Origin of the sequence: Corynebacterium axilliensis (genome assembly GCF_046097495.1) — a bacterium.
GTDB lineage: Bacteria > Actinomycetota > Actinomycetes > Mycobacteriales > Mycobacteriaceae > Corynebacterium.
Map to the genome: position 1 here is coordinate 696543 of NZ_CP175768.1, position 22231 is coordinate 718773.

At 60.6% G+C, this 22231-nt stretch carries 21 protein-coding genes and 3 pseudogenes; 11 read left to right on the top strand and 13 right to left on the bottom strand.

Translation table 11 applies throughout. From position 1 onward, the window contains the following. Positions 1–132: 132 nt before the first annotated feature. From ACKFR8_RS03370 to ACKFR8_RS03395, 6 genes are all read left to right on the top strand, one after another. A complete protein-coding gene (locus tag ACKFR8_RS03370) occupies positions 133–1026 on the top strand; it encodes a KPN_02809 family neutral zinc metallopeptidase (protein WP_306507376.1) in 894 nt (297 codons plus the stop codon). 319 nt (positions 1027–1345) lie between these two features. After that, positions 1346–2935 carry an inorganic phosphate transporter gene (locus ACKFR8_RS03375; protein ID WP_408930975.1) on the top strand — a complete coding sequence of 530 codons (1590 nt, stop codon included), beginning with the start codon at positions 1346–1348 and terminating at the stop codon, positions 2933–2935. Between the two features lie 118 nt (positions 2936–3053). Next, positions 3054–3776: a CBS domain-containing protein gene (locus ACKFR8_RS03380; protein WP_408930572.1), complete on the top strand. Its 723-nt coding sequence runs from the start codon at positions 3054–3056 to the stop codon at positions 3774–3776. Positions 3777–3821: 45 nt separating this feature from the next. After that, positions 3822–4928 (top strand): LLM class flavin-dependent oxidoreductase, encoded by a 1107-nt coding sequence (locus ACKFR8_RS03385; RefSeq protein ID WP_408930573.1) that lies wholly within the window; start codon positions 3822–3824, stop codon positions 4926–4928. Further along, positions 4929–5597 (top strand): FMN reductase, encoded by a 669-nt coding sequence (locus ACKFR8_RS03390; protein WP_296134433.1) that lies wholly within the window; start codon positions 4929–4931, stop codon positions 5595–5597. A 67-nt stretch (positions 5598–5664) separates the two neighbouring features. Next, entirely contained in the window at positions 5665–7074 is a 1410-nt protein-coding gene (locus ACKFR8_RS03395; RefSeq protein WP_408930574.1) for an L-serine ammonia-lyase, read from the top strand. On the opposite strand, the gene hisS is transcribed toward ACKFR8_RS03395, so the two are convergent. Genes hisS through tpx form a run of 3 tightly spaced genes read right to left on the bottom strand, consistent with a single transcriptional unit; the run spans position 7071 to position 9496 of the window. Beyond that, positions 7071–8348: a histidine--tRNA ligase gene (hisS, locus tag ACKFR8_RS03400; RefSeq protein WP_296134430.1), complete on the bottom strand. Its 1278-nt coding sequence runs from the start codon at positions 8346–8348 to the stop codon at positions 7071–7073. The genes ACKFR8_RS03395 and hisS overlap by 4 nt on opposite strands. Positions 8349–8353: 5 nt before the next feature. Beyond that, complete coding sequence (locus ACKFR8_RS03405) at positions 8354–8998, bottom strand: MBL fold metallo-hydrolase (protein ID WP_408930575.1); 645 nt, start codon at positions 8996–8998, stop codon at positions 8354–8356. Continuing rightward, positions 8999–9496 (bottom strand): thiol peroxidase, encoded by a 498-nt coding sequence (gene tpx / locus ACKFR8_RS03410; RefSeq protein ID WP_296134427.1) that lies wholly within the window; start codon positions 9494–9496, stop codon positions 8999–9001. It lies immediately after the preceding gene. A gap of 102 nt (positions 9497–9598) precedes the next feature. Between tpx and ACKFR8_RS03415 the strand changes: the two genes are divergently transcribed. From ACKFR8_RS03415 to ACKFR8_RS03430, 4 genes are all read left to right on the top strand, one after another. Beyond that, positions 9599–10456, top strand: coding sequence for a peptidylprolyl isomerase (locus ACKFR8_RS03415; RefSeq protein ID WP_296134425.1), 858 nt, complete (start codon positions 9599–9601; stop codon positions 10454–10456). 287 nt (positions 10457–10743) lie between these two features. Then, positions 10744–11088 (top strand): hypothetical protein, encoded by a 345-nt coding sequence (locus tag ACKFR8_RS03420; RefSeq protein WP_296134423.1) that lies wholly within the window; start codon positions 10744–10746, stop codon positions 11086–11088. Positions 11089–11159: 71 nt separating this feature from the next. After that, entirely contained in the window at positions 11160–11411 is a 252-nt protein-coding gene (locus ACKFR8_RS03425; RefSeq protein ID WP_296134422.1) for a hypothetical protein, read from the top strand. Between the two features lie 94 nt (positions 11412–11505). Continuing rightward, positions 11506–12435, top strand: coding sequence for an HNH endonuclease signature motif containing protein (locus ACKFR8_RS03430; protein ID WP_408930576.1), 930 nt, complete (start codon positions 11506–11508; stop codon positions 12433–12435). A 61-nt stretch (positions 12436–12496) separates the two neighbouring features. Here ACKFR8_RS03430 and ACKFR8_RS03435 read toward each other — a convergent pair whose 3' ends face one another. From ACKFR8_RS03435 to istA, 8 genes and pseudogenes are all read right to left on the bottom strand, one after another. Continuing rightward, positions 12497–12853: an ATP-binding protein gene (locus tag ACKFR8_RS03435; protein ID WP_408930976.1), complete on the bottom strand. Its 357-nt coding sequence runs from the start codon at positions 12851–12853 to the stop codon at positions 12497–12499. 135 nt (positions 12854–12988) lie between these two features. Continuing rightward, positions 12989–14205, bottom strand: a protein-coding gene (locus ACKFR8_RS03440) for an IS3 family transposase (RefSeq protein ID WP_408930577.1) whose coding sequence is annotated in 2 segments (ribosomal slippage) — positions 12989–13944 and positions 13944–14205 — 1218 coding nt in all. Because the reading frame shifts where the segments join, the coding sequence is not laid out codon by codon here. A gap of 58 nt (positions 14206–14263) precedes the next feature. After that, a pseudogene (locus ACKFR8_RS03445) lies at positions 14264–14545 on the bottom strand (transposase); the annotation flags it as partial. A gap of 37 nt (positions 14546–14582) precedes the next feature. Then, positions 14583–15803 (bottom strand): annotated as a pseudogene (locus ACKFR8_RS03450) (IS3 family transposase). After that, positions 15751–16404 carry an IS3 family transposase gene (locus tag ACKFR8_RS03455; protein ID WP_408930977.1) on the bottom strand — a complete coding sequence of 218 codons (654 nt, stop codon included), beginning with the start codon at positions 16402–16404 and terminating at the stop codon, positions 15751–15753. The pseudogene ACKFR8_RS03450 and the gene ACKFR8_RS03455 overlap by 53 nt, the downstream one beginning before the upstream one ends. Beyond that, entirely contained in the window at positions 16377–16676 is a 300-nt protein-coding gene (locus tag ACKFR8_RS03460) for a transposase (RefSeq protein WP_408930578.1), read from the bottom strand. Before ACKFR8_RS03460 ends, ACKFR8_RS03455 begins: the two co-directional genes overlap by 28 nt. Positions 16677–16730: 54 nt before the next feature. Further along, the gene (locus ACKFR8_RS03465) at positions 16731–17228 is read right to left on the bottom strand and encodes an ATP-binding protein (protein WP_408930579.1); all 498 of its coding nucleotides are present in this window, start codon (positions 17226–17228) and stop codon (positions 16731–16733) included. Positions 17229–17233: 5 nt separating this feature from the next. After that, positions 17234–18868: an IS21 family transposase gene (gene istA / locus ACKFR8_RS03470; RefSeq protein WP_408930580.1), complete on the bottom strand. Its 1635-nt coding sequence runs from the start codon at positions 18866–18868 to the stop codon at positions 17234–17236. A gap of 140 nt (positions 18869–19008) precedes the next feature. Between istA and ACKFR8_RS03475 the strand changes: the two are divergent. Next, positions 19009–19212, top strand: a pseudogene (locus tag ACKFR8_RS03475) (HNH endonuclease); the annotation flags it as partial. An 89-nt stretch (positions 19213–19301) separates the two neighbouring features. Here the strand turns inward: ACKFR8_RS03475 and ACKFR8_RS03480 are convergent. Beyond that, positions 19302–19856, bottom strand: coding sequence for a DUF421 domain-containing protein (locus ACKFR8_RS03480; protein ID WP_296133627.1), 555 nt, complete (start codon positions 19854–19856; stop codon positions 19302–19304). 113 nt (positions 19857–19969) lie between these two features. After that, positions 19970–22078: a bifunctional metallophosphatase/5'-nucleotidase gene (locus ACKFR8_RS03485; RefSeq protein WP_408930581.1), complete on the bottom strand. Its 2109-nt coding sequence runs from the start codon at positions 22076–22078 to the stop codon at positions 19970–19972. Positions 22079–22231 lie beyond the last annotated feature (153 nt).

Below are 22231 nucleotides of genomic sequence, written 5' to 3' on the forward strand. Positions count from 1 at the left end.
TCTACCGCTCCTGCCGGACACGCTCAGCGCCGGGGCCTTCTGCCCCGTTCTTTTTCGCCGCGTTGTATTCCGCCTGGCGGTGCTCCCCACGCTGCACAACCGGTGCCGCCGCTCTATGGCAGAATTTGATGCATGACTTTTAAATCTGGCGCAAGTTTCGACGGTAAGCGCGCAAGCTCCGGTGGCGGCGGCCGTGGCGGCATGGTGGCCGCCGGCGGCGGTGTCGGCTCCCTCCTCCTCATTGGCCTCTACCTGCTCTTGGGCGGTGACCCCGGCGCGATTACCAGCCCGGAGCCCCAGCAGGATCAGTCCCAGACGGCGCCGGAAAACAGCGGCGAAGATGCCTTCGCGCACTGCCAGACCGCAGAGGATGGCAACAAGTACGACGACTGCCGCGTGATGTTCGCCGCCCAGTCCGTGGACAAGGTGTGGCAGCAGGTGCTTCCGGAACAGGCTGGCATTGATTACACCGAGCCTGGCCGCGTCATCTTCCAGGACACGACGGTCTCCGGCTGTGGCCAAGCCTCCGGCGCAACGGGTCCGTTCTACTGCCCGGCTGATGAATCCGCGTACTTTGATACCTCGTTCTTCGACCAGCTCCGCAACTTTGGCGGCGACGACGCTCCCTTGGCGCAGATGTACATCGTGGCGCACGAGTTTGGCCACCACATCCAGAAGCTGGAGGGCACCCTGGGCCTGTCCAATTACAACGACCCGGGTGAGGATTCCAATGCGGTGAAGGTGGAGCTGCAGGCGGACTGCTACGCCGGTCTGTGGGCGCACTATGCCGACAAGGGTGACGACGCCCTGCTGGAGACCATTACGGAGCAGCAGGTGACTGACGCCGTCAACACCGCGCGCGCCGTGGGCGATGACAACATTCAGCGCCGATCCGGCGGCGAGGTTCGCCCGGATACCTGGACCCACGGTTCCTCTGAGGATCGCGCAAGGTCCTTCCTGGCTGGGTACGAGACCGGAAAGATGGAGCAGTGCGACACCCTGGGCCGCGGGGTGTACACGTCCTAGGACACCGGCACCAGATTTTTTCGCCCGCCCCAGCGCCATACAGCGCCGAGGGGCGGGCTTTGTTGATCGCCCGGTTCACTCCATTTTTCCTCTGCGCCCCCGCGACTGCCGGGGCGTAGCTGACGGGCGACCGCAAACTCCTTAATAAAGTTTAAGTTAACAGCCATAACGTGTTCACTTAGCGTCCACCTGACATGCCTAGTCTGTCCAAGATCCCGCCGGTTTGTGGTGGGCTCCGCTCTATCTTGACAACTAAAAAGACGCTTATAAAGCGTTTTCTTGCGAAAGGAACGACGTTTTGAGCACCGCCACTCCGACGATGCCAGACCTCGAGACCATGAACGGCAAGAACAGGGACTGGATCTGGCACCTGTTCTTCGGTCTCCTCACTGCCGTTACTCTCATTGCCTTCATCGTGTGGGGCAATGGCGAAGTTGCGGAAGGATCGAACAAGATCCTCCTTGTCACCGCCATTATCTTTGCACTCTTCATGGCCTTCAACATCGGCGGCAACGATGTTGCTAACTCCTTCGGTACCTCCGTGGGCGCCGGCACGCTGTCGATGAAGCAGGCGCTGGCCGTCGCCGCCATCTTCGAGGTCTCCGGTGCCATCCTCGCCGGCGGTGAGGTTACGGATACGGTGCGCTCCGGCATCGTGGACCTGGACGCCATCAACGGCTTGGACCCGATGGAGTTCGTCTACATCATGATGTCCTCCCTGCTGGGTGCGGCCATCTGGCTTTTGGTGGCTACCCGCATGGGCTGGCCCGTGTCCACGACTCACTCCATCGTCGGCGGTATCGTCGGTGCGGCCCTGACCGTCGGCTTCATCACCGGCAAGGGCGGCATGGACATGGTTCAGTGGGGCGGCATCGGCACCATTGCCTTCTCCTGGGTTCTCTCCCCCATCCTGGGCGGTATCGCCGCCTACATCCTGTTCAAATGGATCAAGGTCTCCATCTTGGTCTACAACGAGGCCGCCGATGAGCGCCTGCGCGAAATCAAGACCCGGCGCGCCGAGCTGCGCAAGGAGCACAAGAACCGCTTCGAGCGCATGACCGAGATCCAGCAGATTTCCTACACCAACGCCATGGCTCGCGACGCCGCCCTGACCTCCGAGGAGGACTACGACCCGGAGGCCCTCGAATCCGAGTACTACCGCGACCTGCACGAGATCAACCAGGACATGGAAGATGTCCACGCGCACCGCGCACTGGAGAACTGGGTCCCGTTGCTGGCGGCCCTGGGCGCCATCATCATTTCCGCGATGGTCCTGTTCAAGGGCCTCAAGCACACCGGTGTGGACTTCTCCACCCTGCAGAACCTCCTGGTCATGGGCATGGTCGGCGCGGCGGTGTGGATGGCGGTGTTCATCTTCGCTCGCTCCCTGAAGAACAAGTCCCTGTCGCGCTCAACGTTCCTGCTGTTCTCCTGGATGCAGGTCTTCACCGCCTCCGCCTTCGCGTTCTCTCATGGCTCCAATGACATCGCGAATGCCATCGGCCCGTTCGCCGCGGTCTTCGACGTGCTCAAGACCAACCAGATTTCGGATGAGGTTTCCGTGCCGCTGCCGGTCATGGTGGCCATGGGTATCGCCCTGATTTCCGGCCTGTGGTTCATCGGCCGCTTCGTCATCCAGACTGTCGGTTCCGGCCTGACCAAGATGCACCCGTCCTCCGGCTTCGCTGCTGAGCTGGCCGCGGCCGCGGTGGTCATGGCCGCCTCCCTGCTGGGCCTGCCGGTGTCCTCGACCCACATCCTCATCGGCGCCGTGCTCGGCGTGGGCATTGTCAACCGCGCTGCAAACTGGAACCTCATGAAGCCCATCGCCCTGGCATGGGTTATCACCCTGCCGGCCGCCGCAGGTATCGCCGCTATCACCGTCTCTATCCTCCGCGTGGTCTTCTAAGCCATCGCGCGTCCTACACAGCACCGCACCGCCGCGAGTTCTCCTCCGTGTTCTCCCGGCGGTGCAGCCGTTTTCACAGCGTTCTCGCCCGCACCCGCCATCCGTACACTGGGGCAGTATGAGCGAAAACCCCGTGGCGCGATTCTTCGCGACCTTTAACGATATTGAGCAGTTCCTGCGCCAAGCCATCGGCGCGAAGAATTCCGATTCCTTCTGGTGGATCGTCGACCGCGCCCACGACAAGCACTTTCTCAGCAAGCGGCAGGCCGAACAGCTCAAGGACATCTCCAACCTGCGCAACGCCATTGCGCACGGCCGCTACTACGACAACCAGCCCATTGCCACCCCGCATCCGCAGGTGGTGGACCAGCTGGAGGATCTGCAGCGGCTGCTCACGGACCCACCCACCGCGCTCTCCCTGCTGTCCCAGGGTGAAGTCACCACCTTAAGCCCTGACGCGGACATCCTCGCGGCCCTAGCGCTTATCAATGAGACCGGCTACTCGCAGATCCCCGTCTATGATTCCGGGACGTTTACGGCCCTATTGACCACCAACGCCATCGCGCGCTGGGTCGCGGCGGACTTGAGTGATGATGGGGTGATCGGGGCGGCGTCGGTAAGCGCTGCGCTCGACATGGCCGAACGCAAGGACCGCGCCGAATTCCTGCCGCGCACCGCCACGGCCCAGGAGGTCATCGACGCACTCACCGAGCCCGCCGCGGATGGCACGCACCCCAGCGCAGTCCTCCTCACCGAGCACGGCGAGCCCACGCAGCGCCCGGTGGGCATCGCCACGCCGGCAGACCTTGCCGTGCTTGTCGACGCCGTGGAGTGGGAATAATCCCCCACCCCACCATTGTTGTCATGTCACAGAAAGGAGATAGGCATGCAATTCGGCATCTTTAGCGTCGGCGACGTCACTCAAGACCCCACCACGGGTAACACCCCCACCGAGGCGGATCGTATCCGCGCCATTACAGAGATCGCGCTCAAGGCCGAGGAGGTAGGGCTTGACGTCTTCGCCACCGGCGAGCACCACAACCCGCCCTTCGTGCCCTCCGCGCCCACGACCCACCTGGCCTACATCGCAGCACAGACGAAGAACCTGCAGCTGTCCACCTCCACCACGCTGATTACCACCAACGACCCGGTGCGCTTGGCGGAGGACTACGCCTTTCTCCAGCACCTGGCCGGCGGGCGCATCGATCTCATGCTCGGCCGCGGCAATACCGGCCCGGTCTACCCGTGGTTTGGCAAGGATATCCGCGAAGGCATCCCGCTGGCGGTGGAAAACTATCACCTGCTGCGCCGCCTGTGGCGCGAGCAGAACGTTACCTGGGAGGGGAAGTTCCGCACGCCGCTGCAGGGCTTTACCGCCACCCCTGCCCCGCTCGACGGCATCCCGCCCTTCGTGTGGCACGGCTCCATCCGCTCCCCGCAGATTGCGGAGCAGGCTGCCTACTACGGCGACGGCTTCTTCCACAGCAACATCTTCTGGAATAAGGAACACACCACGAAGATGGTCAACCTCTACCGCAACCGCTACGAGTCCTACGGTCACGGCCGCGCGGACCAGGCCATTGTGGGCTTGGGCGGACAGGTGTTCATCGGCTCCACGGAGCAGGCGGCCAAGGATTTCTTCCGTCCCTATTTCGACAACGCCCCCGTCTACGGCCACGGCCCCTCGCTGGAGGAGTTCACCGCGCAGACCCCGCTGACCGTGGGCACGGTGGAGCAGGTGGTGGAGCGCACGCTGCAGTTCGCAGACTGGGTGGGCGACTATCAGCGCCAGCTCTTCCTGGTGGACCACGCCGGCCTGCCGCAGGAGGTGGTGCTGGAGCAGATTGAAATCCTGGGCACGCAGGTGGTCCCGGAGCTCCGCCGCCGCTTTGAGGCCCGCCGCCCGGATCACGTACCCTCTGACCCGCCCACGCACGCCACGCTGGATTCCTATGCCCCGCACGCGCTGGTAAACCCCGGAGAGGAGAAGTAGATGCGCTCACTCGTTGTCGTCACGGCGGGCTTGTCCTCGCCGTCTTCTACGCGCGCGCTTGGCGACGCCCTCTCGGCCGCCACCGCCTCCCACGTCACCGCCCGCGGCGAGGGCGTGGACGTCACCGTGGTGGAGTTGCGCGAGCTCGCCGCCGAGCTGGCGGAGGCGATGACCAACTGGGTCACGCCCACACCCGCGCTGGAAGCCGCCCAGAATGCCGTGGCGCGGGCCGACGGACTCATTGCAGTCAGCCCCGTGTTCCAGGGCAGCTACTCCGGGCTGTTCAAGATGTTCTTCGACACCCTTCAGCCGCATGCGCTCAACGGGCTGCCCACGCTCATCGCAGCCACTGGTGGCTCCAGCCGCCACGCGCTGGTGCTGGACTACGCGCTGCGCCCTCTGCTCAACTACCTGCACGCCACGGTGGTGCCCACCGGGGTATTCCAAGCCACGGAAGACTTCGGCACCGCGGAAGGCGCGCGCAATCAACAGCGCATCGAGCGCGCCGCCGGCGAGCTCGCGGACCTGATGGTCCGCCCGCTCGACCGGGTCTCTGGGCTCGCCGGGCCGCTCGATACCGCCGGCGGGTCTGACGCTGCCGAGGAGCTTGATTCGGACCCCGCAGGATTCCGCGCGCTACTCTCCCGCCACAACGGCCAACCAGGCTAGGCAGGCGTGCGAGGCGCTCGGTACTATCGTTAGTCGTCACTTATTTAACGCCACCAAGGAGGTCTCCATGACTATTAGCGTGACCGATATTTTCTCCATTGGAATCGGCCCCTCCTCCTCGCACACCGTCGGCCCGATGCGCGCCGCTAAGGCCTTCATCGAAGCACTAGACCACCACCCGGCGAAGGTCCACACCGAGCTGCGCGGCTCCCTGTCCGCCACCGGCCGCGGCCACGCCACCGACCGCGCGGTCATCCTCGGCCTCGCCGGCTGGGATCCGCTCACCGTGCCGCTGGATGCCGAGCCGCGCGCCGATGCGTTCATCCCCTCCGAGGGCACCATCTCCGGCCCGGCCGGAGAGGTGGACTACACCATCGAGTTCAACAACGAGCCCGTGCCGGAGCACCCCAACTGCCTCATCTTTAGCGCCTGGGGCAAGGACGGGACCGTCCTTGCCGATAAATCGGAATACTTCTCCGTCGGCGGCGGCTTCATCCTCTCCCGCGAGGAGCTGGACGCGGAGCTGCACGCCAGCGACGAGGTCCCGGCCGGCATCGCCGCGGCCACCACGGAAGACACCGTCCCCTACGACTTCCAGTCGGGCGAGCACATGCTCGATCTCTGCGCGGCCAACGACATGGCCATCTGGGAGCTCGTCGCCGCCAACGAGGCGGTCCTGCACCGCGAGGAAGGCGGGCTGGACTACGTCTACAAGCACCTGGACCTGGTGTGGGACATCATGCGCGAGTGCGTCACCGAGGGTATTTCCACCAAGGGCATCCTGCCCGGCGGCCTGCGCGTCAACCGCCGCGCGCCGCAGATGTACCAGCAGCTGCTGGCCAAGCAGGATGACGAAGCCTGTGGCTTCTCCGCCATGGAGTGGGTCAACCTCTACGCGCTAGCCGTCAACGAGCAAAACGCCGCCGGCGGTCGCGTCATCACCGCCCCCACGAACGGCGCCTGCGGCATCATCCCCGCCGTGCTGCACTACGCCCGCGACTTCCAGGCCGATTTCACTCGCTCCGATGCCCGCCGTTACCTGCTCACCGCGGGTGCCATCGGCATCATCATCAAGTCCAACGCGTCCATCTCCGGCGCGGAGGTGGGCTGCCAGGGCGAGGTCGGCTCCGCGTCCTCTATGGCTGCGGCAGGCATGGCCGAGCTCCTCGGCGCCACGCCCGCGCAGGTGGAAAACGCCGCCGAGATCGCCCTCGAACACAACCTCGGCCTGACCTGTGACCCGGTCGGTGGCCTGGTGCAGATTCCGTGCATCGAGCGCAACGCCATCGGTGCCGTGAAGGCAATCAACGCCGCTCGCCTCGCCCACATGGGCGAAGGCACGCACTACGTCACGCTCGACAACGCAGTGCGCACCATGGCCGAGACCGGCCGCGACATGCTCTCCAAGTACAAGGAGACCTCCCTCGGCGGCTTGGCCAAGACGATGGGCTTCAGCGTCTCCCAGGTGGAGTGCTAAACCAGCTGGCTTAGCTGCTTGACGACGTCCCCCACTGGGACGTCGTGCTGCTCGTGGGCCGCTAGGTCCTTGAGGGCGACGGTGCCGGCCTCGAGCTCCTGGTCGCCGAGGACGAGGGCGAAGCGCGCGTTGGCGCGGTCCGCGCCCTTCATCGCGCCCTTAAGACCGCGGTCACCGAAGGACATGTCGGCGGAAATGCCGGCCTTGCGCAGGTCATTGATGATGACAGCCATCTTCTTCTTGGCCGCAGCACCCATGGCCACGCCGAAGACCGCCACGCGCTCGTCGACACCGTCGAGGGACACGCCCTCGGCCTCGAGTGCGAGCACCGTGCGGTCCACGCCCAAGCCATAGCCGATGCCGGAGAGCTCCTGGCCGCCCAGCTGCGCCATGAGGCCGTCATAGCGGCCGCCGCCACCAATGCCGGACTGCGCGCCGAGCCCATCGTGGACGAACTCGAAGCAGGTCTTGGTGTAGTAGTCCAGCCCGCGCACCATGCGCGGGTTGATGGTGTAGTCCACGCCCATGTCGTCGAGCAGGCCCGTGACGGTCTCGAAGTGCTCGCGGCACTCGTTATTGAGGTGGTTGAGCATCAGGGGGGCGTCGACAAGCTGCTCCTGAACCTCCGGGCGCTTATCATCCAGCACGCGCAGCGGATTGAGCTCTGCGCGGGCCTTCGTGTCCTCGTCCAGATCCAGCTTGAACAGGAACTCCTGCAGCTTCTCGCGGTACGCCGGGCGGCAGTCGTGGTCACCCAAGCTGGTCAGCTCCAGGCGGAACTGGCTCAGGCCCAGGCTGCGGTAGGAGCGGTCCGCCAGGGCGATGATCTCGGCGTCAAGTGCTGGGTCGTCCACACCGATGGCCTCCACGCCCACCTGCTGCAGCTGACGGTAGCGGCCCGCCTGCGGGCGCTCGTAGCGGAAGAAGGGGCCGAAGTAGTTAAGCTTTACCGGCAGCTGGCCGCGATCCAGGTTGTGCTCGATGACCGCGCGCATCACACCCGCGGTGCCCTCCGGGCGCAGGGTGACGGAGCGGTCTCCGCGGTCGGCGAAGGTGTACATCTCCTTCGACACCACGTCGGTGGATTCGCCAACGCCGCGGGCAAACAACGAGGTGTCCTCGAAGACGGGGAGCTCGATGTGCTGGAAGCCGGACAGGTGCGCCTGATGCACGAAGGTCTCACGCACCTTGGCAAAGGTGGCCGATTGCGGCGGGACGTAGTCCGGCACGCCCTTGGGCGCGGACAGGGCTTTGAACTGCTTCTTATCACTCACGCCCTTTAGAGTACATCCCCCGCCGCGATGAGAAACGGATTGGTCGCGCGCTCGCGACGCATTGTCGACGTCGGCCCGTGGCCAGGCAAAATCGCCAGCCCATCGTCCAATCCCCACACCGGCCCGCGCAACGAGCGCTGCATCGCCGCCGGGTCAGAGTGCGGAAGATCGGTACGGCCAATGGAGCCGCGGAAAAGGACGTCACCCGTAAGCGCTATGTCCTCTGCCACTAGCATCACGCAGCCAGGCGAGTGCCCCGGGGCATGGAGGAGTTCGAACTCGAGGCCCGCCACGCTCAGCGTCTCGCCGCCTACAAGATCGCGGCGCTCCTTGACCGGGGGCATCGAGGCAGCGTCGAAAAGCTGCTGGGATTCGGGGGAGACCCCGGATCCGTCGACAAGCATGAAGGCGTCCTCCGGGTGGACGTACACCGGAAGATCCAGGGAGCTGGCGTCACGGGTGTGGTCGATGTGCCCGTGCGTGAGCACCACGGCCTCGTACTCCAGCCCCTTGTCCTCCGCGAGCTGGATTAGGCGCTCGCGCGTGTGCATCCCCGGGTCCACGATGAACGCCCGGGGCCCGTTGGAGACCACGTAGGTGTTGGTCTTGTACGGCCCCGCGGCGAAGCCGTAGATTTCCGGGGTGCTCATCTACTTCAGGGCAGCCAGAGCGGAGTCGTAGTCCGGCTCGGTGGTGACCTCCGGAACCAGCTCGGTGTAGACCACCTTGTGCTCCTCATCGGTCACGATGACCGCGCGGGCGAACAGGCCCTTGAGCGGGGAACCCTCCAGCTTAAGACCCAGGTTCTCGGCGAAGTCAGAGCGGAAGTCAGACGCGCTCACCACGTTCTCAATACCTTCTGCGGCACAGAAGCGGGCCTGCGCAAAGGGAAGGTCGCGGGAGACGGACAGCACTACGGTGTTGTCCAGGTCCGCTGCCTTTTCGTTGAAAGCGCGCAGCTGCGCCGCGCACACGCCGGTGTCCACGGACGGGAAGCAGGACACCACCAGGCGCTTGCCAGCGAAGTCAGCGGAGGTGACCTCTTCCATGTCGGTGCCGACGAGGGTGAACTCGGGCAGCGCCTCCCCTACCTTCGGAAGCTCGCCATTGGTCTCAGTGGGCTGATTTTCAAACTTAGTAGTAGCCATGGCACCCCAGGGTACTGACGGGCGGGGCGGCGCGCCACGGTGATAGGTGGTCCGGTTAGGATAGGTGAGTCGAATTTGAACACCCACGTGGAGGAAACGAAGGTGCCTAACAATAAACAGCGCTTGGATGATGCGCTCAACCAGCTCGACCGCGAGCTGAAGTCCCGCGACCGCAAGCAGAAGACCCGCCCGCTCGGCGTCGTGGTTGCCGCTGCAGTCGTCATTATTGCCCTTGTCGGCGGAATTTGGTTCCTAGCCACCCGCGACAGCGAGGAAGAAACGCAGGCGCAGGAGACCTCAACCGCCCCGTCCACCACCGAGATGCCGGAGGCGAAGCCCCTGGCAGGCAAGCGGACCACCCCGCTGGAGGACAACGTCAAGTGTGAATACACCGAGACTGGCGACGCCTCCCGTGACGTCCCGACCCCGAAGGGCACCGACGTCTCGGCCAAGGGCACGGTCAAGGTCAACTTCGCGACCAAGCAGGGCGACATCGAGATGGAGCTCGACCGCTCCCTGGCCCCCTGCACCGTCAACGCGATTACCGACATCATCTCCGCCAAGTACTACGACGACACCGTCTGCCACCGCATGACCGACGGCGGCATCTTCGTCCTGCAGTGCGGCGACCCGACCGGCAAGGGCAACGGCGGCCCGGGCTTCCAGTTCGCCAACGAGTACCCGACGGACGAGACCGACGAAGCCGATCTGCAGAACCCGGCCACCTACCCCAAGGGTTCCATTGCCATGGCCAACGCCGGTGCGGACACCAACGGTTCCCAGTTCTTCATTAACTACAAGGACTCTGAGCTGCCGCCGAACTACACCTACTTTGGCAACCTGACTGAGAAGGGCCAGAAGACGGTCGACACCATTGCCGCCAAGGGCGTCAAGGACGGCCAGCCCGACGGCGAGCCGGCCGAAGAGGTTCGCATTTCCAAGGCCACCGTCAAAAACTAATCACCGCTAACTACTACCCCCATTTCGGTGACACTCCCCGCCCGCGCATCGCCGGCGGGGAGTTCGTGCTTTTGAGCATACTTTTTAGGTTTTTCTTAGGCACTAGCTAGCCGTTTAGTTTCATCGGTTGCGCCACCTCACGCGTCCCACGTATAAACCCAGCTCACACCATACGGGCAGATACTTCACAGAATGAATGACTTTTGCCAAAAGTCTTGCAAAAGGTCACTAGGCTCAGTACCATCTGTGAAGTCCTTGAAATTCCCGAGCACATATAAGGAACGAGTATGAAGTTCTTCTCCCGCAAGGCCATCGTCGCCGCTGCTACCGCCGCTACCGTCGCCTTCGGTGGCGTGTCCGTCGCTTCCGCCGAGACCACCACCCCGGCCACCACTACGGCTACGGAGACCAACACCCCGGCCACCACTCCGGCTAAGGAGACCAACACCCCGGCGCCGACCACCCCGAACAAGAAGAAGGACGAGTCCTCCTCTTCCTCTGACGAGGGTTCCTCCTCCGACATGTCCCCGAAGGAGATCCGCGACTGGATCGCTGTCTTCACCGCCATCATCGGCGCCCTGGGCACCGTCTTCACCTTCGTGAACAAGTACTTCGGCCCGAACGCTAAGTAACTTTTCACGCTCCCGCCCGTTCCCTGCGGGCGGGGTCTCTTTTTCGGTCTACTAAAGATAGGACACGTATCATGAAGTTCTTCTCCCGCAAGTCTCTGGTTGCCGTAGCAACCGCCGCTGCCGTTTCTTTCTCCGGCGCCGGAATTGCTAACGCCGCACAGGCCGACGAGGGTTCCTCCGCCGACGGCTTCTTCGCACTTTCCTCCGATGACGAGGGCAACGTGAGCCCGAAGGAGATCCGCGAGTGGATCAAGGTTTTCACCTCCATCATCGACGCTATGGATGACTCCATGCGCCTGGCTGAGCAGGTTATGGGCCACTAATCCCCCAAACCCCAGCCGCTCCCCTGCCGCACGCAGGGGAGCTTTTTGGTTTTCAAGTTGCAGGCTCCCCCAGTGTGCTTTAACCTCAGTGCCCATGGGGGTATTAGAAACCTACTTCCACTACCGCAACTCGGGGATGACGCTAGTGGAACACGCATCCAGCTCACCCGACAAGCTCCGCGCGCTCGGCGCCGACGCAGCTGACGCCGCAGAGCTCGCCCGCCTGCACCGCATCTACTTCGGCCCCACCCGCTTCACCGGCAAACAACGCAAGGCCCGCACCGCGGCTATAGCCCAAAAGCACGGCCTATCCACCCTTAACCTCATCGAGTCCTACGCCACCCGGGTAAAGAAAGAACTCGACGCCTGGAACCTCCGTGCACGGCTTGCCGCCACACCCGCACACAAAATCCGCGAGGTTGCCGTAAAACGCCTCAAAGAACTTAAAGAGAAACGCGAACACAAACCCGGGGTGCGGTTTACCTACCGCAAGCAGGGACCCAACTCCGTCACCATCACCGACACCCCAACGGTCATTGCTGATATCCGCGGCACCCTCGAATCAGTCAACCCCACCAACCTGCTTGATGCCGCGAAAACCGTCATCCTGGGCGGTAACACCGGCACCAGGCCTGCCGTGCACGCCCAAGTCGTAGTCACCCTCAACGAACTCGACCGCATCATCAACGGCGACGGAGACGAGATTGAGTTGCAGCTCACTAATGGTGCCCGCATGACCGGGGCGGAATTCCTCACCCACAAATTCGCCTCCATCGGGTATGCCACCATCGTCCACCCCATCGAAGGCCCCATCAACTCCTACGACCTCCAACGCCACGCCAACTGGAAACAACGCCTCACCCTCTGTGCTGAAACCCAAACCTGCGCACGGCCAGGGTGTAATAAACCCGCTGACTACTGCCAGGTCCACCACATCATCCCCTGGCAAGCAGGCGGGCTTACCAACATCAAGAACCTGACCTTCCTGTGTGTTCAGAAGATTGAAATGGTAGCGGTGTGGTGAGTATCTGGTAGCGCCTGAGTGAGTATCCGGTAGCGGTGTCTCACTCAGGCGTTGTTGGTGGTTATGCGTGGGTGGTCAGTCTCATGTTTGGTCCTTCGAGTGTGATGATCTCGGCGCCGGAGACGAGTCGGTTGAGGATTGACTCGGAGATCACGGTGTCGGGGATGGACTTGTACCACTCCTGCGGGGTGAATTGTGAGGTCACAATTGTTGACACTTTGCCTTCACGCCCGGCGAGGATGTTGAGAATTTGGTGCGCGGTTGCGGCATTAATGGGTGTGGTGAGGAAGTCATCTAGGACCAGGACGTCGACGTCGTGGAGGTGTTGGATGAACTTCAGCCGTATGGGGTCGGGCCTGACCCCCGGAAAGTAGACACGTCGGGGGTTAGCTATGCTGCTTGGGTCAGTGTAGCTGATGTGAGTGCTTCGAAGTCATCGGGGGCTAGAAGGTTGCACCAGGAGTGTCGTCTGCGCGTGTTGTAGCGCATGCACCATCGAAAGACTTCTGGGGTTGCCCGCAAATCGTGGACACGTAGTGGAGCTACCTAGTGGTTAGGCAGCTATTTCTTTTCTGCTGGTGGTTAGACCAATGTGGTTCTCGAAGTCGACGGGGCTTGCCATCCCGAGTGCGGAGTGTCGGCGCCGGCGGTTGTAGACGACTTCAATCCAGTAGGCAACGGCCTTGCGTGCGGCATCACGGGTCGCCCAGCGTTTACGGTCGTAGAACTCGGTTTTAAGCGTTGACCAGAATGACTCGGCCATCGCGTTATCGAAGCACACACCGGTACGCCCTACGGACTGAGCAATGCCCAGGTTGCGGCAAACTTCCCAGAGCTTCTCGCTGGTAAATTGCGTTCCGCGGTCAGCGTGAAACACTAGCCCGTCAGGCACGTCACCGCGCAGCGTATGCGCCATTCGCAGGGCCCGTTCGACCAGGTATGTATCTTGAACGCTATCCATAGCCCAGCCCAGTACCCTGCGGGAATGGCCATCGCGTACCGCGCACAAGTACAACCAGCCTTCAGCAGTGCGCAGGTAGGTAATATCTGACATCCATACTCGGTTGAGCTGACCAGTATCAAACATGCGCTTGACCAGGTCAGGAAGCGTGGACTTACGCTTGGCTTGGATCGTTGTCACTGGAACAAAGGCCCGCGGTGAAATCCCTTCAATGCCCATCATGCGCATCCGTTTAGCCACAGTCTTACGGTTAAGCGCAATGTGGTAGCGCTCGGTAAGTTCTGCGGTAATCCGCGGAGCACCATAAACCTCATCGGAGTCCGACCAAATCTGATGAATCTTGCGGTCAACATCATCGTAAAAAGCTGCGCGATCATCGTCGCCGGATAGTCGCTTCTGCTGCGTATGGGTCCATTTGTAGTATCCAGACCGAGACACTTTTAAAAGCCGTGCCATGCGTTTGATGCTGTAGTTCGCCTTCTCCTGCTGCATCAATTCGAACTTTTCTGCTCGCGTTGCTTCGCAGCGAAGAAGGCTGTCGCTTTTGACAAAAACTCATTATCCATCTTGGCTTCCGCCAGCTCCCGGCGCAGACGAGCATTCTCAGCACGAAGATCAGCCTCGCTCATCCCATCTGATGCTCCACGGCGCTCACGCTCGAGTTTGACCCACCTGCCCAAAATTGTGGCTGATACGCCAATCTCCTTAGCCACATGAGCAATCGGGCGCCCAGACTCGATTACCAGGTTCGCGGCTTCACGCCGATACTCCGGCGTGTACTTCTTGCGCTGTTGACTCACAATGAACATCCTCTCCTACGGACACAAGATCCGCACAAATAGGGTGTCCACTACTCGAGGGTAACCTCACTTCTTGGCGGCAGATGATGGGATTGTCAAAGACTTTCCGATCACGCAGAACTTCACGCTTTAAGGTGGCGTTAAATGATTCTGCCAGGGCGTTATCAGCACTTGTACCCACCGCGCCCATGGATTGGCGCACACCAAGTTGGGCGCAGTGGTCCCTAAATGCTTGTGAGGTGTACACACTGCCATGATCAGAATGGAAAATTGCCCCTTTAAGGCTTCCGCGAACCTTGCTGGCATGAGACAAAGCTTCGATAACCAGTGATACCCGCATTGGGGTTGCCCGCAAATCGTGGACACGTAGTGGAGCTACCTAGTGGTTAGGCAGCTATTTCTTTTCTACTGGTGGTTAGACCAATGTGGTTTTCGAAGTCGACGGGGCTGACCATCCCGAGTGCAGAGTGCCGGCGTCGGCGGTTGTAGACGACTTCAATCCAGTAGGCAACGGCCTTGCGTGCAGCATCACGGGTCGCCCAGCGCTGCCGGTCATAGAATTCAGTCTTTAGCGTCGACCAGAACGAACGACTCAGCCATCGCGTTATCGAAGCACACACCAGTACGCCCCACAGACTGAGCAATGCCCAGGTTGCGGCAGACCTCCCAGAGCTTCTCACTGGTAAATTGCGTTCCGCGGTCAGCGTGAAACACCAGCCCATCAGGAACATCACCGCGCAGCGTATGCGCCATCCGCAGGGCCCGTTCAACCAGGTATGTATCTTGAACGCTATCCATAGCCCAGCCCAGTACCCTGCGGGAATGACCATCGCGGACCGCGCACAAGTACAACCAGCCCTCACCGGTGCGCAGGTAGGTAATATCTGACATCCACACTCGGTTGAGCTGACCAGTATCAAACATGCGCTTGACCAGGTCAGGAAGAGTTGACTTACGCTTGGCTTGAATCGTTGTCACCGGGACAAAGGCACGCGGTGAAATCCCTTCAATGCCCATCATGCGCATCCGTTTAGCCACAGTCTTGCGATTCAAGGTGATCTGGTAGCGCTCGGCAAGCTCTGCGGTGATCCGCGGAGCACCATAAACCTCATCGGAGTCCGACCAAATCTGATGAATCTTTCGGTCAACATCATCGTAAAAAGCTGCGCGATCATCGTCGCCGGATAGTCGCTTCTGCTGCGTATGGGTCCATTTGTAGTATCCAGACCGAGACACTTTTAAAAGCCGTGCCATGCGTTTGATGCTGTAGTTCGCCTTCTCCTGCTGCATCAATTCGAACTTTTCTGCTCGCGTTGCTTCGCAGCGAAGAAGGCTGTCGCTTTTGACAAAAACTCATTATCCATCTTGGCTTCCGCCAGCTCCCGGCGCAGACGAGCATTCTCAGCACGAAGATCAGCCTCGCTCATCCCATCTGATGCTCCACGGCGCTCACGCTCGAGTTTGACCCACCGGCCCAAAATTGTGGCTGATACGCCAATCTCCTTAGCCACATGAGCAATCGGGCGCCCAGACTCGATTACCAGGTTCGCGGCTTCACGCCGGTACTCCGGCGTGTACTTCTTGCGCTGTTGACTCACAATGAACATCCTCTCCTACGGACACAAGATCCGTACAAATAGGGTGTCCACTAAACGAGGGTAACCTCAGCATGTGATCGGCGAGTGCATGTCCGACGAGTTTGCGCGAGTAGGCGTCGATGACCGTGGCAAGGTACATGTTCTTTCCACCCTTACACGGCAGGTAGGTGATATCGCCTACGTAGACGTGGTTCGGCCTGTCAGCACTGAATTTGCGGCCTACTAGATCTGGCATGACTCGGTGGCCAGGCTTGCGCCTGGTGGTGATACATCGACGCCGTTTACTAAAGCCTTTCAGCCCCATGGATTTCATGATGCGTGCGACCTTCTTGTGATTGGTCGGAGGAAAGTCCGTATCGTCGTTGAGGCTTGCAGCTATGCGTTTAGCACCATAAAGCCCGTGTTCATCATCGAAGATGGTCTTGATTTGTGCGCCAATAAGGGCATCGGAACACGTCTTTACCCTGCGTTTTTCGCGAGTGTTGACCCATTTGTAGAACGAGGGGCGATTGAGCTTTAACACGTGGCACATCCGCTTGACCGAGTATTCGGTTCGATGGTCATAGACAAACTGGAAGCGGATTACCAGCGTGTCTCTTCGGCAAAATATTTCGCGGCCTTGCGCAGGATGTCGCGTTCTTCGCGCAGCTTTGCGTTTTCTTTTTCTAGCTGGCGGATCCGCTCAGAATCAGTCGTCGCCTTCGCCTTGTCACGCAAGGTCTTCGTACGGGCACGTTTGCCGGTGCCGTACTGCTTGATCCAGGAGAAAAGTGAGGAACGATTGACTTCTAGCTCTGCTGAAGCCGCGTGAAGCGAGAGGTCCTCATTGTTTTCGTAGAGGGCCACAGCATCACGTTTGAACTGTTCGGAGTACCTAGGCATGGTGGTAGATTACCTTTCTTCCCAACCCAACAGGGCTGGATATCAGGTGTCTACCTAACGGGGGTCAGGTCCGTCATCGGGTTGTAGGACTGCTAGTTCGGCGGCGAGCATGTCGGTGCGGTAGAACCGTGCGGAGTAGTCGTTGCGGCATGCTGCTGTGATCAGTGCTTGGGCGAGGTAAGTTTTGCCGACTGAGGATTTGCCCAGGATGACAATGTTTTGGCCCAGGTGGCACCATTGTCCGTGAGCGAGTCTGCTGACTTGCTCGGGGTTGATGTTGCGGTCAGGTGTGCAGACCACGTTTTCAAGGCAAGCATCAAGGTTTGGCGATCGGGATGCTTTCAGCAGTTTGTTGATGCGTCGTTCACGCCTGGCCGCGACTTCTTTATCGAGTGCGTAAAGCACTTTTTGGGAAAACGTCCATGCGTCGAATGTGGGGTCGTTGGCGATGTCGATGACGCTTCTGCCGAAGGCAGTCATCCGCAGCGCGGTGAAGTCGGCCAGGACGGATTCATCAAGGAAGCGATCTGTTGGCGGGGTTGGTGATGACATGGGCTTTAGTTTCCTTTCTGAATGAGGTTGTCCATGCTGAACTGTTCTGCACCGCCGAGAAACGCGCCGGTGGTATCCCGGTCGGAGGGTGCTGTGCCGGTGGGCTGGTTGGTTGTGGTGCTGCGCGGGAGCTGGTCTAGACCGCGGGGCCGTGTGGCGTGTTCTTTGCGTACGACGGCCATCATGTTTTTGACCGCGGTATAGGACACCGCCCGTCGGCTGTCGTCGTTGGCGGTCAGGCGCTGGCATGCCTCTTCCAGGATTGGTTTGTTGCCGTGTTTGCCCATTGACAGAACGTTTCTGCAGGACTGGTATGCCTGGGCCGGGATGGCTTTCGCCGCGATGAGTTCTTCGATGACCTTGCGTGTTGCCGGGCCGGTTTTGCTGGCTTCACGGTAAAAGTAGTCGCTTGTCCACAGTCCACGGGTGGAGTCCATACCAGAGGGAATGTGCTCATAGTCAGTGACATAGGCCCCACGCTTATGCGAAACCCGGTGGGTTGCCACGGTTGTTCCCTGGTCAAAGACGGTCAAGACTTGCCCGGTGATGCGTACATCGACAGTGCGGCCAACAAGCTGGTGTGGGACGGAGTAGCGCACGGTTGAAACCGTGATATGGGAATCTGGGGCCACTTTCGCGCGCTTCCACTCGGTGTGTTGCCACGGGGTTGTCGGCAGGTCAGCAAGGAGATGTTGCTCGTGTTCTTCAAAGAGATCCCTGCGGCTTGACTGCTGACTGCGAAACGGCACGGAGGTATTGATCGCGTCGACTACGCCCACAATCTTTCCGTTGAGCTCGTCTAAGTCAACACACTGGTGGCCATCGAGTGCGTGGATGACTTTGTGCGTGACGATCTTTACCGCAGCTTCCACATTCGCTTTATCCTTCGGCCGACGCGCACGAGTGGGAAGTGCTGCTGTGTTGTAGTGCTCCAAGAACTGCTGGTAGGTGTCGTTGACCTTCCGATTCCTATCGGCAGTGCTGATCGCGTTCGACGCCGTCGATGCGTTATCGGGTACAACAACCTGGCAGACCCCGCCGAAGTAGTCAAACGCTTGGCGGTGGGCATCAAGCCAGGACTGCTGCCGCTGGTCAACACACGCACAGGCAAACAGCATCCCTGAATACGGCAGCGAGGCGACGAAAATGCTGACTTTCTCACCCGGTGTGCCGGAAGGGGCGTACAGGCGCATTCTGGTCCCTGCCCAATCCACCTGCATCGTATGCCCTGGTGCGTGAGTGATCCGGGCGGTCAGCCCGGCCGCATCGACATGGGAGGCAACCAGCTGGCGGAACCGGTCGTAGCTGTAGTGCCGCTGGCCCAGCTGGGCGGGGGTGGTAGTGTAGCGAGCCCACAATACTTGCAGTGTCTGCTTCGCACGCCCTGTGCGTGCTTTAACGACCGCGTCAAAGTCAATCGGGACGAATTCGCCTTGCCCGCTGGTGCGTTTATCAACGAATATCTCATCCAGCTCGTCATTCGTCAACGCCGCGACCTGCTGGGCAGTGGTCAGGCCAAGGCTTCGCAGCGCTTGGTTCGCTCGGGAAATCGCGCGGTGCGAGCACCCGAGCTGGTCTTCAATCTGGCGGTAAGAACGCTTCCCTAAAAGCAGCGCCATCACCGCACGGTAATCCGTCATCAGCGGACTCCTTCCAGTACACGCCGCACCCGGATGGTGCGACTACCGGAAGTATCATCCCGAGCGCCCTGAGCTGCTACCAGATACTCACTAAAGCGCTACCAGATAGTCACGACACTGCTACCAAATAGCCGGTCGCAACATTCCTGTGTGCGTACCACAACGGTATTAACGACGACGACCCGTCGAAACCCACCGGAAGAGGCTACGTATTCAGAATGCCCGGCGGCATCGGCTACATCCCGCCCTGGGGCGTGCCGATTACCGCCACACCCGAATACCACCAAGCCCTAACCAGACTCAACGCCGAACAAACACCAGCACGCCCACCCGATACCGGATAAACACCCAGACGCAAACTAAACACCTACGCCACCACCACAAACACCAAAGCCCGCCAACCACACCAGGTTGACGGGCTACAAGGCGTGCGCTAATCCTCGCGGTTGGTGGACTCTTCTACCTCCTCGATGCGTTCGGCGCCGAGGACGTCCTTGAAGAGGGAGGCGTCGACAAGCTGGCCCCGGCGGATCACCGAAATCTGACCCGTCGGCTCCAGAATCATCAATTGCACATCGTTGCGCCGCCCCAAACCAGCTTTGCGCACTGCCGAATTGACATCACGCTCGGTGATATGGGCAAAGACCATATTGTCTTCCTGCAACTGTCCCTTGTACACCAGCAGGACTGGGCGCCGGTCAATGAACTTTGACCACTTCACAAACTGCCGGAAAGTACCAAAGGCGGCCTCTAAAAGCATGAGCGTAAAAAGTCCGATAATACCCGCCGCAAGTGTCGGTGGATTACCCACAATGACACGCCCGGCAACGGCACCAAACATGATGATGATTACCGCGTCAGAGGCGGTCATAGACGTCAGCACGCGACTGCCAAAAAGCTTCACCAGAATCATGAATGCCAAGTAGATGCCTAGGGTGGCAAACATCACGACGGGTATACGGTGAGGCTCAATGCCCAGCTGATACATCGCTTCGCGTCCAAAAAGCTTTAAGGTCTCCACGGGCTCTTACCTTACCTCCGGTGGAAAGCCAGGTATGTATAAAGCCCACACCGAAGTGTGGGCTTTTAGCGAAACAGCTTTTAGATGTTGAACTGCTTACGCAGGTCCTTGATCACCTGCTGAATCGGCGCCGGCAGCGACGTCAGGGCGAAACCTACGGCAGCCAGAACGCCTGCGATTGCCGCGAGGACAGTGCCGGTAATGCCCACCCCCAGGCCCAAGCCGAAGGAAGATCCATCGAAGTTAGAGCTTCCATCCTTGGAAGGCTGCGGCTTTTCTCCGTCAAGGGTGATGGGAAGAACGGCGTTGGTTCCGGCATCGGTAGTAATGCTCAGCTGCTGCTCACCGGTCAGGTCTTCCGGGATGGTGAGCTTGACGGTCGCGCGGCCGCGCTCACCGAAGCTCTTGTCGCCTTCCTGAGCAGCGTTGTCGATGTCAGCCTCAACCTTTGCATCACCGAGAGCAACGGTAACCTTCTTCGCCTGCGGCTCCTCCTCATTGGAGTAGTTGAGGGAGGACAGGTCGATGGTGATTTCCTCGCCAGCCTTCAGCTCACCGGAAATGTGGGCACCAATCTGGCCCTGGCCGGTGCGCACCTTCGACTCGCCAGAAGCGATGTAGTCAATCATGGCCTGGGTATCCATGTAACCGACGTCGTTACGGTTCTTGATCGAACCCGGCACGAAGAAGCCGTCACCGCCTTCCTCAGTGTCGCTCGAAGCAAGGAAGGAAGACAGAGCAACGGTGTAGTTCTTCTTCGGGTCGATAGGCTCGCCGTCGATAGTGACAGACTTGACGCGCTCGCCCTGCTCAGCCTTCTGGTCATAGACCACGGAAACATTGCTGGACAGGCCCAACGCCAGGCGCGGGCGGGACTGACCCGGCTTCCACTGATTCTCCAGTGCCTTGATGAAGTCTTCGCCGCTAACCTCAGCCGTGATGACGGAGTTGCCGAACGGCTGGACGGCGAAGATGTCCTTGTAGGTGACGTCGCCTTCCTTGAGGTCAGCGCGAACACCACCGGCATTCATGACGCCAAGGTCGATTTCCTTGTTGGTCTGCTTCGACAAAGCGTAGCGCTGACCATCAGCAATGAAGTTGTTGAGGGTGGACTCCACGCCGCGGTTGGTACCAGTATCTTCACCATCGTTAGAACCGCGGTACATTGCCTTTTCAGTGGTGCCAGCGGTCTTGGAGCCCTCTTCGTCAGCTACCTTCTTGGCCTCGGCGACAACGGAGGCAACCTCTGCATCATCCTCCAGCCCCTGGAGAAGCTCAAAAGTCTCTGCATCCGCAACGTCGTACTGGGTGAGATTGACCTTGGTGATCTTCTTCTCTTCCTTGTCGAAGGTGATGTCGGCGTCGTTCAGCACCTTGCCGTACTCGTAGCCCTGTGCCCAGTACAGCGGCAGTGCACCCTCACGGGCGACCTCGCCCTGGGTCTTCACGTGGGTGTCGCCACCGAAAAGCAGGTCGACGTCCTTGTTGAAGCCCTCTGCAAACTGCTGTGCGTCCTCGTGCATGAGTGCGACAACAACGTCGGCCTCGCCGGATTCCTTCAGACGGGTGGCTTCCTCATTCGTAGCCTTAACTGGGTCGGTGAACTCAATGCCCGGAATGGCGGCGGCGGATACCTTGAACTTGGTGTTCTCAGTGACGGTGCCGACGAAGCCGATCTTCACGCCATCGACTTCCTTCACGAAGGAAGGCTTGAGGAGAGGCTTGCCGTCTTTGGTCACGTTCGCACCGATAATCGGGAACTCAGACTCCTTGACGATGCGGTCCATCAGGTCCTCAGTGCCCTTGTCGAACTCGTGGTTACCAACGGCAGTGACATCGAGGTTCATGGTGTTGAGGGCCTCGTTGGTGTACTTATCCTCAGAAATAGCCGATACGAAAGCGGAGCCGCCCACATTGTCACCGGAGGACGTCAGAGCGTACTCCTGGTCTTTGTTGACGTACTTGATGAGGGCAGCCATGCGGGCAGCACCCATTTCCTTGTAGCCAACGAGCGCACCGGTGTCGCGGTCGGTCGCCTCGGCCAGCTCGAGGTGGCCGTGGAAGTCGGTGAAATTGGTGACGGAGAAGGTCACCTCATCGGCCTCGGCGGCGAGGGCGGGAGCGCCGGATACGGCGACGGCGGTGACGGTGGTGGCGGCCAGCAGCTGGCCAAAGCGGCGGAATTTCACGAGAGTCTCCTGAGTGTGAGAGTGGTCTTGTCCTCCGTGTTTATAACGCACGCATCACGCTGTCGCAGCGCTTGCCGACTCCCCCACCTGCCCCTTCACCCAACATTCACCCACCCGTCACCTGTTCGACAGGCAGGCACCCCCGGTTAAGGG